The organism is Photobacterium galatheae (genome assembly GCF_000695255.1).
GTDB classification, from domain to species: Bacteria; Pseudomonadota; Gammaproteobacteria; order Enterobacterales; family Vibrionaceae; genus Photobacterium; species Photobacterium galatheae.
Genome location: NZ_JMIB01000045.1, coordinates 39338 through 51472 on the forward strand (window position 1 = coordinate 39338; position 12135 = coordinate 51472).

Here is a 12135-nt window from a genome sequence, read left to right on the forward strand (position 1 = left end):
TACAAACCCGAACACATATACCGATGTATGAATGGTAGATCTACATATGAGTTTCAGTCAAGAAAAAATAAACCCTCCGATGTATGACGGTGGGAAAACTGTGACCTCAAGATTAGTGAAGGCGCTACGTCTGAAGGAATTTAAAGAACTAACTGAAGTACTTGGGGTAGGCAAAGGTACGATCTCAACTTGGCATCAGCGTGAGCAAACCCCTTTTGAAGTGGTTGTACGTGTACATTTGAAAACTGGGGTATCACTCAAGTGGCTATTACTTGGCGAAGGCGAAATGTACGAAAACGGCCCTTCAAGACAGCTAACAGCAAGTAAAGACACAGATGAAACACCAACAAAAAAGATCCCTTATTTCATTCTCAAGGGCGGCGAATTACACAAGCAGGAACCACTGACACTAGATTTACGCTTCATCGCCCAGTTGCCTGAACATGAAGATCTGGCCGTTGTCCTGGATTCAGGTAAACAAATCTATGTGGATAAAGCGGACACCAAAGTGATTGCTGGCAAATTCTTAGTCTCTTATGCCGGTATCACAACTGTAAGTGAACTTCATAAGCTACCAAATGGTTCAGTGTTCATGGTACTGAATGGTAGGGATGTAGAAGTCGATCCTGAACATATAAAACCTCAAGGTAGAGTAATATTTCAAGTAAAAATGGACAATGCCAAATGAGTTATTACTTAGACAGGTTAAACAGTGAAGAATTTGAAGATTTAGCTGCTGATATAGTATCCAAACTTTTTAATTGCCATGTTGAAGTATTTAAAAGTGGTAAAGACAAAGGTGTAGATGGAAAATTCCACTGTTTCAATATTGAGCAAGGAATAATTCAGGCAAAGCATTGGATCAAAAGCCCATTCAGAAATCTTATAAGTGAGATTGAAAAAAAAGAAGTCCACAAAGCTAGAAAACTAAATGCAGATAGATATATTTTTGTTACATCTCAAGAATTATCAAATGAAAACAAAAAAAAGATACTTACAGCATTTTCTGGTTGCATTAAAGAGACTTCAGACATCATCGGTGGTACAGAAATAATAAAATTTATAAAAAGCAATCCAGAAATTGAAAGGAAGCATTATAAGCTATGGCTGTGTAGTTTTAATACAATTTCTATAATTCAAAACAATGATATATACGGAGATAGTGATTTTACACTACAAGAAATTTATGATGAGTCAATTAAATACGTAGAAACTAAGTCTCATCAAGATGCATTAAGTATATTAGAAAATAAAAATACGTTAATTATTAATGGCGAACCCGGGATCGGCAAAACAACTTTAGCAAAAAATATATGCTTCAACTATGTACTCGATGGATATGAATTATGTGACGTTGGAACAGACATTAGAAATGCAAAAAAAATATACAATGAAGAACAAAAACAAATATTTTATTTTGATGATTTTTTAGGTCAAAACTATTTAGATTTGGAGAATGAAAGAGAAGACACAGAAATAATAAAATTCATTAAAAGAATTAAAAACAAAACCAACAAAAAGTTTGTTTTAACATCAAGAAGTATTATTCTCAACAAAAAAAAATTACATTCAGAAAAATTTCAACACGCTTCTAAAATCATACAGAACTATGAACTATCAATAAATAAACTATCCAAAATTGATAAGTCAAGAATGCTATTCAACCACCTTTATCATTCAGATTTAGACAAAAATAAAGTTACATCTCTTGTTGAGAGAAAGCTTTACCATACAATCATAAACCATAATAATTATAACCCTCGAATAATTGAATTCATCACAGACAACTCTAGGTTCGAAGTCCATAAAAATTCTGAGGAAGATTATCTAGATTACATATTAAGAAGTCTTACAAACCCCGAAGACATTTGGCATAACAGTTTTATTTCACAACCACATTCTTTAAAAATATTAACTTGTATTGTTGCATTCTCTCATTCAAGACTGGAAGAAAATCAACTAAAGGATTCGTTCAATAAAATAAAAACACTTGATGAGAAATTGAAGCTTGAAAGTTCATTTAACACCTATGAAGATTCTATTAAATATCTCCTTGGTTCATTTTTAAACAGAGTTGTATCTAATAAACATTTTTACGAATCAGTTAACATTACTGTTTTCAACCCATCTTTAAGTGACTACATAATAAACAAACACATTAATAATAACGAGTTACTGTCAAATATTTTTTCTTGTTATCCAAACAAAACTTATATAAAAAGATTATCTAATTTATTGGAGAATAAACTCGACCAAGTGCATGCAAAACAAAAATACATTTCAGTGTTAGATGGTATACTTAGAAACATAATAGAAAAAGATTTTCATGTAAGTGACTCATATTTTAACTTTTTATTATCAGAACTGATAACAAACTCTGGATACAATGCTAAAAACTTAGAGTTGGCTTTAAACATCATTAAAAGAAGAGACTTTTCAACCTATTATCCAACCGACGTCAAATATTTCTTCAAAATAATTTTAAATTGCAGTGAAAACTTGATTCCAAAAGAAGATGAAATAACCTTTCTTTTAAACTGTTCTAAAACTTCAATCACTATGGATGATTTATCATATACTTCAAAACTTATAGTCCATTTCGATAAAGAAGATAACAATGAAATTCTACGTGAACTTTCCTTTAGTATTGAAGAATCTATATACGATGAATTTGAATCATTCGTTGAAGATAGCTGCATGTTAGATAACATGTTCCCAGATGATTCTGAATATTCAGCAAAGTTGGAATTAGAGGATCTATTTGAAGAATTTACTTCTAATATAGCTATTGATTTAAAAGAATTAGGGGTTGATAGATACACTGTTATCAATAGCTATGATATTGATTATAAACTAAAATCAAACTTAGATTATGCGGATGAGCTGACAAATGGGATGAATGAAGAAGTTTCAGATGATATTGATGAAACAGAAATAGATGATATATTCAACAAATTAATTGGATAGCAGATTTTCGCAATTAATTTTAATCATTATTAAAATGATTAACGCTACTTTATTAGTATTCAAGGTTTTTTGATGTTCACAGTAGGAAAAGAGTACCACCGCCAGTCAGAAATCCATGGCGTGTACAAAGGCCAGGCCCAAGGCGGAATCTCGACCCCTTCGGGCCTGGATGCAATCTTCATTTTTACCGGTGATGGCGGTGAGAAGCACGGCTATGCCGACGACTTCGGCGACGATGGCATTTTCTACTACACCGGCGAAGGCCAGGAAGGCGACATGGAAATGGTGCGCGGGAACAAGGCCATTTTGAACAACATGAAAGATGGCCGCACCATTCATATCTTCGAGTATGTGCGCAAAGCTTACGTGCGTTACAACGGTTCGGCCGATTGCATTGGCTACCACGAAGAACAACGGCCCGACACGCACGGCACCATGCGCAACGCGTTCATCTTCCATTTAATGATGCACAGCCAAGATGAAGTGGAAGCGAACACCGATCACTTACCTGAAGTGGCCGACGTTTCAAAAGCGCAAAAACCCATCGAGAAAGAACTGAAAAAACTCAAAACCCTAGCCGAGTTACGCAAGGCAGCGTTGAGCATATCGTCTGCAAGTGCCGATACCAAAACCCGCCAGGTCGCCACCTACTACCGCTCTGAAGCATTGAAGAAATACGTGAAGGCCAGAGCAAAAGGCAACTGCGAAGGCTGCGACACCCCCGCCCCATTTGAAACAAAAAAAGGCCCCTACCTGGAGCCCCACCACGTCCACCGCCTCGCCGACGGCGGCCCCGATCATCCCAAATTCGTCATCGCCCTCTGCCCCACCTGCCACCGCCGCGCCCACTACGCCGTGGACGCAGCCGCATTCAACCAAACCTTGATTGAGAAACTGGTGGGGATTGAGGGGTGAGAAGCTTTTGCAATCGTTGTGAACCTAACTTGTCATAACTATCCCTACAAATTGTAGGACTTTGCTACATATTGCACAGTTCAAGCATTGACCATTGCAACAAATCCAAGTAATACTCAGTGCATACACATTGCCTTGAGATCACCATGCTAGAAGTTGAATTTACGCATGATGGTAGCCGGTGTACCCCCGAGCTATTCATCGCTGACCCCGAGAAGTATGAAGGTCTCATCGTCTGTATTGAATGCCGAAAAAGAGCCTGGTTTACCAAGGGGTTTACCACGGTTAAAGGGGTTGAACGAACAGCATGCTTCGGTTCCCACCATGAAGATGGTTGTAATAGAGCCTCTTCGATTTTAGAAGCCGAAGACATGGAGGGCATTGAAACAGACGAAAACGGTGATAACAAATCAGCCGATATTTTCATTAACCTCGATAAAACTAAGCACGGGCAAATTGAAAAATCTGTCGACAATGATAAAACGGATGCCCCACCACATAACTGGGAACCATCACCAAAACCAATAGAAATTGGTGGGAAGTCAGGTTACCCGATGGAGAAATCGCTTCGGCAAATTCTCAGCTACTTAGTTCGTAATGAACTTTATGGCGAAGGAAAATCAGTAAAAATTGTTGCTGATTCTGGACGTGTGTTAATTGAAGGGATGCTAAGAGATCAATTAGTTCAGGTGCCTTACATTGAAGAAAGACACTACCAGAAAGAGAAAATCTTCTGGGGTGAGATTAACAACTACAAAGAATTAGATGACGGGACTGTTTGGCTAAACTACGGAACAAAAAGAGAACCAAGTATTTATGTTCCATCAGACCTCAAGCAAGACCTGATGGACAAATATCACATGAAAGATTTATCACGCTTTCATGGCTCACATTTCATTGTAGTTGGTGTGGTAGGACGTTCACCACATGGAAAGCCAATCATTCGCTCGGCCTTCCCTAAGTACATGAATTTCATCAACTATAGAGAAAAAGAATTTTCCTAAGAGGTTACATTAACTCTGCGGTTTGGGAATGAAGCGCGTAGGGCTACAGATTGCATTGTCTCTGCGCATTACATACCACAACGTGACAAAGGTTAATTATGAACGAACATCGTTATTACCCCATTCTTAAGTGGAAACAGGGCGAGCATCATGCTCTTAGAGAACTGCCAAAAGAAATTCAGGCCGCTATCAGCCCAATCATTGACTACCCAGATATGGATTGGGATTTTGAAAATAACTGCTATAAGAAAAACCTCACACAGCATTTAACTAATTTCGGGACAAATCTAAAAAAAGCATGGAAAGTTGAATCCCCTGTATATCTCGATGTAAATAAACTTGATAAACATGCCACAGACGATTCAGTTCATCCACTTGATACATGTATTGAATTAGCGAATTCTGAAGGCAGGAAAATCATACCTGTATACTCTCCACTCTACAGTGAGAAATATTCAGATGCAGTTCAACGAAACACTGAACTAGGTGCTTGCCTTCGCATCAAAGCTCAAGCACTTGTAGATAATGAAGTTGACTTAAATTCACTAGCGGAATCATTCTGGCTAGAACAAGATGAAGTCGATATCTTAATTGACCTTGGCAACATAGACGATGAAACTTGGTCTTATGAGGTTGCTATTTCTGCATTTCGAAATTTAGCCAGTCAGGGAGATGCCTGGAGAACTGTTATTATCGCAGCGTCTTCGTATCCTGAAACCCAAGCGGGCATCCCTAACGATCAGCTATATGAAGTACCTCGGCTTGAATGGAATATCTGGCAGAAGGTCTATTCTGAACATGAATTCCGCATACAACCATCGTTTGGTGATTACTCTATCGGTGTTGAAACTGAAGATGTCAATGGAAGTGACCAACCAGACCCAAGAAAGATGAATGCTGCAGCATCGATACGATACTCAACAGATCATAACTGGTTATTCTCAAAAGGCCGCTCAGCCAGAGACTACGGCTGGGATCAAACCAAAGAGCTGTGTCAACGGCTTGTTGCAGCAACGGGGAAATATAAAGGTAAGGATTTTAGCTGGGGTGACAAATATATCTACTTAAGAGCTGAAGGAGATATCTCAAGTGGAAATGCGACAACATGGAGGAAAGTGGGCAACAACCATCATATTACCCTAGTTGTCGACCAATTAAGTAAGCTAAGCTGACGGAGTTATAAGAGTTAGTTCGTTCTCCATTCTGTTCTTTTCTTCAGTTGGAGACGTACTTCATTCCGAAGCTGCTTTTCTGGAATTGTCTCTGACACAATAGCCCAAAGCTTATGTCGGGGTTTACTCTTATTCCCTTTGAGTGAGCCCCATTTTTCTAACAATGTTAAGCACTCTTCCTTCCACAGAAGCTGAGCGACTCTTAAAGGATCAATGCTTCTGTTTGTCTTCTCTGCACGCTCATGGACAATATGAATACCGCCTCTTGAACCTTGAGTGACGACTTTTATTCCCCACCAGTCAGGAACAATCTTTTTTGCTTCTTCATAGTGGTTGTCTGAAACGACAAGGGTAACTTTGTCCATTACTGCGGAGTAATACTTCACCTGGGCAGGCAAACGCTCCAAAGTATCTTTGGCACTTTTTAACTCATAGCCATGGAGTATTCCATTAACCACTGCAATATCAACCCGACAAGCACCAAGACAGATGCCAAGCTCATCCAAAACTAAGGTATCCGCATCAGAGTGATGCCTCTTCAATAGCTTTTTGTGAACTGCATTACGCACATCTATATCGTTCATTGCCCTAGCCTAATTGTTCTGGTGTGTAGTTTCCGGTCGGCGATCATACACTCGAAGCTCTTTTTATCAACATATTAGAGCAAATTTATAGACTTGCTCTATCACCATCCTAATAACTACAACTCGGTTCACATTGTCACCAAAATTCTATGTGTTTCTATTTACTCGGTAAAACATTGATTTGCTAATTTCTACGTTTATCATGACTGTATAAATAAACAGTACCTGAGTGTTATGACAGTTCGAAAACTTGAAGATGGCGGCTGGATTTGCGATTGCTACCCCAATGGCCGATCTGGGAAACGTGTAAGAAAACGTTTTGCAACAAAAGGGGAAGCCGCAGCCTTTGAACGGCATACCATGCGTGAAGTGGATGAGAAACCGTGGCTTGGTGTTGCCACCGATCGCCGACGTCTGCTCGACCTTCTGAACGTTTGGTATTCAATGTACGGGGTCAGCCTAAGTAATGGCAATGTGATCAAAGACAAAATGGATCATATGGCAAGAGCAATGGGCAACCCGTTGGGAGCCAAGTTTACCAGTAAAATCTATTCCAACTTCCGCCAACTACGCATGTCAGGTGACATCAGTTTTGTAGATAAACGCTGGCAAAAAGGTGCGCCTTCTATCGCCACACTTAATTCTGAGCTTTCACGATTTAAAGCGGTATTCAGTAAGCTGAAAGAACTGGGAGAATGGGTTGGCCCGAACCCGCTGGAAGATATCAAGCCGCTCAAGGATCATGAACGTCAGATGGCGTTTTTGACTTCAGAGCAAATCAAACTTCTGCTTGAGCTTGTCGCACAACATGAGCGAAAGGACATGCTCAAAATCGTAAAGATTTGCCTTGCCACCGGTGCCCGCTGGAATGAAGCAGCCAAGTTATGTGGTAGCCAACTGAGTAAGTATAAAATTACCTACACGAACACGAAGAACAAAAAGAATCGGTCGGTTCCTATCTCGTCGGAACTTTACCAAGAAATATACAAGCCAACCTCTGGTCAGTTGTTTGAAGAGTGCTATACGCCATTTTGCTATCTGCTGAAGACAAAAGTTTTTCACGATATCCCAACTGGCCAGGCTACCCATGTTTTGCGTCATACTTTTGCCAGCCACTTTATGATGAATGGCGGAAACATCCTGGTGTTGAAGGATATCCTCGGCCATGCTGATATTGGCATGACGATGCGCTATGCTCATTTTTCCCCAGAACACCTTTCAGATGCGATCAGCAAAAATCCTCTCGCCCATCTCTGATTTCCCTCCTGAAAAGTGACTACATTTTGTCTACGTTCGTGAAAAAATCGGTAAAAAATAGCATGAAATAGCTGTATAACCATACAGCAAATGCACAACAGAAGTGATTTAAGTTACTGTTTTTAAATGGATTCATAATTTTTTATGAAGTTCTATGGGATGTCATCCCAGAGCGCGATGGACAAGCATTCCGGCGGTGTTGCCAACTATCGTGCCGCTGAAGGAAAAACCGTACTATTGCCATACCGTGGCCCGGTTGAAAACACCATCCAAGATATCATGGGCGGCGTGCGCTCAACCTGCACCTACGTTGGCGCGGCGAAGCTCAAAGAGCTGACCAAACGCACCACCTTCATCCGTGTACAAGAACAAGAAAACAACGTGTACGGAAGAGAATAACTCGGTTTTTTCGAGGTATTTGAGGCCGCTTTTGAGCGGCCTTTTTTGCGCCCCAAATTGGTAAGTGGCGTCAGCCAAAAAGTACTACCCGACTATCCCCACAAACCATGCGACAGTAAAGCACGATTGTTCCGGCTGATTTTCATCGCTTCATCAATAAACGGCTCCAGCAACTCCTGTTGGATCTGTAGCCTTTTCCGAAATGCCAGATACTCTTTTTCATTAACCAGCATCAAACCAGATTGATTACTTCCGGGCTGGCTTTCGCGCGCTCGGCTTCGAGATCGCGCCGTAACACAGAACGGGCCAGTGCGGCGACGAACTCATTTTCGCGGTTCCAGTTCTGAGAGTTGAATACGTGGCTGAAATGAATGCTGACTTGTTCGGTGCTGACGCCCCGGAGCTGGGCAATTTCGTAAATAAGATCGTTGAGTGGGATGTTGTGGTTGGGTTTGAAGCAGAGCTGTTAGTAAGAATACATGACCACTCCCCACTACAGACCAACCTGTATCGAAATGTAAACATATCTAGAACGCTAAGAAGCCTAGACTGAATGAGGAAGTTGGTAGTGAGGTGTGTGAGATGTGGTGGAGAAAACCTAAGTCAAATAGAGCACGTGGATTCTATGTTCGTACACCTTCTATAAAAAAATCACTGATACTACGTTGTCGCGAAAAATTATTAGTCTTTACTGAAATTGCTGCCATTGTTGCGATTGTCGCCTTTTTACTTCAAATTAAAGACTCGAACACAGCTCGCATTAATGCCGCTTGGGAGTTAATCACAACCAAAGCGCCAGGTAACTCAGGAAAACGAGAAGCTTTGGAGTACTTAAACAGCTGGAATTGTTTAGGCATAGAGTGGTTCGCTTCCATAAAAGAAGTAAGTTGGATTACGAATATAATTTGCTTAAAAAAACCTGTATCTCTAATGGGTGTTGATTTATCTCCCCCAAAAGAAATTAAATCTGACAAACAAGCTGAAAATAATAGTGACTCTTTATCAAATTGGGAGGAGACAGTAGATTATGCTAAATTTCTTTTTGATGTAGAATCAAAAAGATATACTGGGGCATATCTTCAAAGGTCAGAACTCCCAAATGTTGATTTAAAAGGTGCAAACTTGAGTTTAGCTAACATCTCAAATTCAAATTTAAAAATGGCAAAATTAGAGCAGTCCATTTTAATTCAAGCCAATTTATCTGAATCAGACTTATCTAATGTGAACTTGGATCAAGCCACTCTATCAAAAGCATTTTTATATAAATCAAACCTAGAAAATAGCAGTCTAGAATTTGTAAATTTATCAGAAGCAAATCTTGCAGAAACAAACTTATCTAACACAGACCTTGGCTTATCCAACTTCACGAGATCTTTGCTTGTAGAATCCAACCTCTCTAATTCTGAAGCGCAAAGAACTAATTTTTCTAAATCTTTCATGATGAGAGCAAACTTCCAAAACTCTAACCTTAATTCAGCAATATTTACAGAGGTTCAAGCTGACTCTTCAAACTTTTCAAATTGCCAGCTTCGTGATACACAATTTACTTCTTCCAATCTAAGAGATTCAAATTTTTCAGAATCTTTTATGAGCTCCGTAAATTTCAACCAAGCTGATCTATCAGGTGCAAATTTAAATAATGCTACTGCCAACTTTGCTGACTTCTCATTTGCAAACCTTAGCGGAGCGGATTTTACTAACACTGACCTAACTCTAGCAGATCTTTCTAACGCTGATTTAACTCATACTACTTTTACTAGAGCAGATTTTAATTCTACCAATCTTATAAATGCAAAATTTTATTACCCAATAGCAGGCTCTGATGAATATTCTGATGAATTTATAGAAATCGTATGCAATCAAATAACAAAGGCTAAAAACTGGGAGAAATCTTATCGAGATGAAAAGTTTGCGTGCGGCATGCCCATTCCAACGCCATGACGCCCTTAAAAATATTTCTGTTGTACTGTTTTTCGAAGGTAACAATAAGGAATGGTATATATACCTAAGCAAAATTGAAATTCTGATCTTTGCGTAAAATCACAACAAACACCAAATTATCAGCAACTTAAGGACAACACTTCAATTCCTTCAAGATCATCACGTGATCATTGAGATCATGACGAAATCTATTAAACTCCTTACAATATCAATAACTTAGCTGTAATTAAATCCATATCTCAGCGTTGGTAAATTTCAGAAAACCTGAAAGAATTTCATTTTTTGAAATTTTTAAAAGCGCGCTGTAATCCATTTAAAGGGACTTTAAACCACTGAATACCCCGCGTCATCTAAGCTTCTGAGCGTTTAGCTCTGTGGTTTTCAGGTTGTCGATTTTCACGATACAGAATTTCGTAAAAACCTACTGCGAAAACCTCGCAGGTGGGGAGGGAGAGTGCGGATTTCGTCACGCACTCGCTCCATTCCGTGGCCGTGGAGCGTGGCTGACAGCAGGCAACAAAAAAGCGCCCATGATGGACGCTCGCTGGTCAGTGAAGTACAACTTTTAAACATAGACAGTGCCAACAAAGAGCACTTTCTTGACTGAGTGCTATCCTTTTGTAAACGCACAGGGTTTTGTTTACCAGGGGGGATAAAACTCCCTGAATTAACTGGATTAAAAACAAATCTGTAAGCAGTGCTATCCTTACTGACACCATTGTTTGGTGGGCAGTTTGAGATAGCTTGAATGTCCACTTTGTATTTCATTGCTCATATCTTCCTTGACTTTTTGCATTAAGTCTATATGAGAATCCATATGAAACTATACACTATGTGCAAAAAATTACCTCACGCAGCACAAAATAGAAATAATTCTGCACTAATTTTTTATATTTCGATTAAATAAATTTAAACCAGTTAATCAAGTACATATAACATGCTGTTTATGTGTGTTTTTTCTTTAAGAGTTATAGATGTTCGAAATAGGAAAAGAATACCACCGCCAGTCAGAAATCCACGGTGTGTACAAAGGCCAGGCCCAGGGCGGTATCTCGACTCCTTCGGGCCTGGATGCGATCTTCATTGTTACCGGTGACGGCGGTGAAAAGCATGGCTATGCCGACGACTTCGGCGACGATGGCATTTTCAACTACACCGGCGAAGGCCAAGAAGGCGACATGGAAATGGTGCGCGGAAACAAGGCCATTTTAAACAAAATGAAAGACGGCCGCACCATTCATATCTTCGAGTATGTGCGCAAAGCTTACGTGCGTTACAACGGTTCTTTAAAAATACTCATTCCTTAGCAAGATCAAACCCAACAGGATGTATAGACGCCCTTACGCTCAAAGGAACCAATGGAATGTGCTTTTCTTCGATACCTGCACTAATCCAATCTAAAAAGATTGCTGTCACATTTTGTAATCTTATTTGATCTTTTGAGTCAGCAACAACCCACTCACTCTCCTTCTTTAAAGGCCACTTGTTATCAGTCTTCCAGAATCTATCATTAAAAGATTGATAAAATTTAATCTTTTTGCATGGAATTTCCACTTCGAAGTAGTCAGAATATGTAACAAGGCCAATTAGCCATGATCCCTTGGCGGTTCCCAATTCATGCTTACCAAACTTGATGCGGTTTTGATGGCTGTTCTCTCCAACCTTCGCATCAATAGCATAATCTAAATTTTCACTAACTTTCTGAATTTCCTGTAAGAAATCCTCAAACAGTTTCTGTGTTACCAAATCCCATTTATTATAATTTTCTTCCACTTCTCTAAGCAGGTAGTTTGTAACCATACAGATTCTCCCTTCTGTTTTTGTTTGATGACTAAATCATAAGCAATCATTTTCGTAATTGAAAATAAATTCATGAAATTGTCCACTTCCCCTTTA

General features: G+C 39.5%; 11 protein-coding genes and 1 pseudogene. 9 read left to right on the forward strand and 3 right to left on the reverse strand.

From position 1 onward, the window contains the following. Window positions 1-46 precede the first annotated feature (46 nt). The 5 genes from EA58_RS21195 to EA58_RS20180 all read left to right on the forward strand — a co-directional run bounded on the left by EA58_RS21195 (window position 47) and on the right by EA58_RS20180 (window position 6058). A complete protein-coding gene (locus EA58_RS21195) occupies window positions 47-688 on the forward strand; it encodes a phage repressor protein CI (protein ID WP_051642295.1) in 642 nt (213 codons plus the stop codon). After that, window positions 685-2967: an nSTAND3 domain-containing NTPase gene (locus tag EA58_RS20165; RefSeq protein ID WP_036757283.1), complete on the forward strand. Its 2283-nt coding sequence runs from the start codon at window positions 685-687 to the stop codon at window positions 2965-2967. The genes EA58_RS21195 and EA58_RS20165 overlap by 4 nt, the downstream gene beginning before the upstream one ends. 72 nt (window positions 2968-3039) lie before the next feature. Then, window positions 3040-3882, forward strand: a complete 843-nt coding sequence (locus EA58_RS20170) for an HNH endonuclease (RefSeq protein WP_036757285.1) — start codon at window positions 3040-3042, stop codon at window positions 3880-3882. 146 nt (window positions 3883-4028) lie between these two features. Next, entirely contained in the window at window positions 4029-4886 is an 858-nt protein-coding gene (locus tag EA58_RS20175) for a hypothetical protein (RefSeq protein ID WP_036757287.1), read from the forward strand. A gap of 98 nt (window positions 4887-4984) precedes the next feature. Continuing rightward, a complete protein-coding gene (locus EA58_RS20180) occupies window positions 4985-6058 on the forward strand; it encodes a beta family protein (protein WP_036757289.1) in 1074 nt (357 codons plus the stop codon). Window positions 6059-6072: 14 nt separating this feature from the next. On the opposite strand, the gene EA58_RS20185 is transcribed toward EA58_RS20180, so the two are convergent. Further along, window positions 6073-6642, reverse strand: coding sequence for a sce7726 family protein (locus tag EA58_RS20185; RefSeq protein ID WP_036757291.1), 570 nt, complete (start codon window positions 6640-6642; stop codon window positions 6073-6075). A gap of 234 nt (window positions 6643-6876) precedes the next feature. Between EA58_RS20185 and EA58_RS20190 the strand changes: the two genes are divergently transcribed. Both EA58_RS20190 and EA58_RS20195 read left to right on the forward strand, forming a co-directional pair. Beyond that, entirely contained in the window at window positions 6877-7899 is a 1023-nt protein-coding gene (locus EA58_RS20190) for a phage integrase (protein WP_036757294.1), read from the forward strand. Between the two features lie 141 nt (window positions 7900-8040). Continuing rightward, a pseudogene (locus EA58_RS20195) lies at window positions 8041-8298 on the forward strand (IMP dehydrogenase); the annotation flags it as partial. Between the two features lie 92 nt (window positions 8299-8390). Here the strand turns inward: EA58_RS20195 and EA58_RS21770 are convergent. Next, complete coding sequence (locus tag EA58_RS21770) at window positions 8391-8531, reverse strand: hypothetical protein (RefSeq protein ID WP_161781086.1); 141 nt, start codon at window positions 8529-8531, stop codon at window positions 8391-8393. 349 nt (window positions 8532-8880) lie between these two features. Between EA58_RS21770 and EA58_RS20205 the strand changes: the two genes are divergently transcribed. Next, window positions 8881-10239 carry a pentapeptide repeat-containing protein gene (locus EA58_RS20205; RefSeq protein ID WP_036757300.1) on the forward strand — a complete coding sequence of 453 codons (1359 nt, stop codon included), beginning with the start codon at window positions 8881-8883 and terminating at the stop codon, window positions 10237-10239. 974 nt (window positions 10240-11213) lie between these two features. Further along, on the forward strand, window positions 11214-11546 hold the full coding sequence (locus EA58_RS20210) for a hypothetical protein (RefSeq protein WP_051642298.1): 333 nt from the start codon (window positions 11214-11216) through the stop codon (window positions 11544-11546). Here the strand turns inward: EA58_RS20210 and EA58_RS20215 are convergent. After that, window positions 11536-12039 carry a hypothetical protein gene (locus EA58_RS20215; protein WP_036757303.1) on the reverse strand — a complete coding sequence of 168 codons (504 nt, stop codon included), beginning with the start codon at window positions 12037-12039 and terminating at the stop codon, window positions 11536-11538. The genes EA58_RS20210 and EA58_RS20215 overlap by 11 nt on opposite strands. Window positions 12040-12135 lie beyond the last annotated feature (96 nt).